The organism is Collinsella sp. D33t1_170424_A12 (assembly GCF_015554865.1).
In the GTDB taxonomy this organism is placed as follows: domain Bacteria; phylum Actinomycetota; class Coriobacteriia; order Coriobacteriales; family Coriobacteriaceae; genus Collinsella.
Genome location: NZ_JADNJJ010000097.1, coordinates 1 through 1,104 on the forward strand (window position 1 = coordinate 1; position 1,104 = coordinate 1,104).

The 1,104-nt window shown below is 50.1% G+C and carries 1 protein-coding gene; it reads left to right on the forward strand.

What is annotated here, in order from left to right; translation table 11 throughout:
* Positions 1–23: 23 nt before the first annotated feature.
* The coding region (locus I2E26_RS04390) for a restriction endonuclease subunit S (RefSeq protein ID WP_370551440.1) at positions 24–1,104 on the forward strand (1,081 nt) is incomplete at its 3' end.

The following is a 1,104-nucleotide window of genomic DNA, read 5'->3' on the forward strand; positions in this document are numbered from 1 at the left end:
AACCCCCGTTTGACGGGGAGTGGGTGAAGGTTGCGGAAGTATTTAACCTCCAGATGGGCAAGACTCCGTCGAGAAAGAAGATGGAGCATTGGAATACGGGTGAGTACGATTGGGTTTCGATTAAGGATCTGGGATCGTATGGTCGATTTGTGGGACGTACAAAAGAGACGATTAGCGAACTTGGCCGTATCGAGTCCGGGATAAAGCAAGTCCCGGCCAATACGCTCTTGATGAGCTTTAAGCTGTCGCTGGGAAAGACATCAATTACGACCCGCCCCATTTATACGAATGAGGCCATCATGGCTTTTTTGGATAAAGGAACCTTTCAATTCGATTTGGGCTATATGTGGCATCAGTTCAGGACGAAGGATTGGGCTACGGGTACCAACATGGCAGTTATGGGGGAAACGCTTAATAAGAAGACGTTGGGAAGTGCGCTAATTCGTCTTCCGGATTTAAGAACGCAGAGAATGGTTGCCAGTTATCTTGATGTGATCCAGGGCCAACTTGAAATTGCCGGCAAGAAGCTCGAGTGTCTCGATACTCTCGTCAAATCCCGGTTTGTCGAGATGTTCGGGGATCCAGCCACCAATAGCCACAATCTGCCCATCGAAAGGCTATCCGATCTCGGAGTGTTAGAAAGGGGCAAATCAAAGCATCGTCCCAGAAATGCTCCGGAGTTGCGGGGAGGTCCGGATGGACCTTACCCCCTAGTGCAAACCGGCGACATAGCCAACGCAGGGCTGTATCTCAACACCTATAACGATACCTACACCGAACTTGGCCTGCGCCAAAGTAAAATGTGGCCAAAAGGCACGCTCTGCATCACTATAGCTGCGAATATTGCACAGACCACAATCCTCGCTATCGACGCATGCTTTCCTGATAGCGTGGTTGGCTTTACATCTGGGCGTACGATACAGAATGTCTTCTTGCACTATTGGTTTAGCTTTTTCCAAAGCATCCTTGAAGAGCAAGCGCCCCAGGCCGCCCAGAAGAATATCAACCTTAGGATTTTGTCCGACCTGGGCGTCATTACCCCCAGCATAGAGAAGCAGCAAGAGTTCGCTGCCTTCGTCGCCGAGGTCGACAAATCGAGGTTTA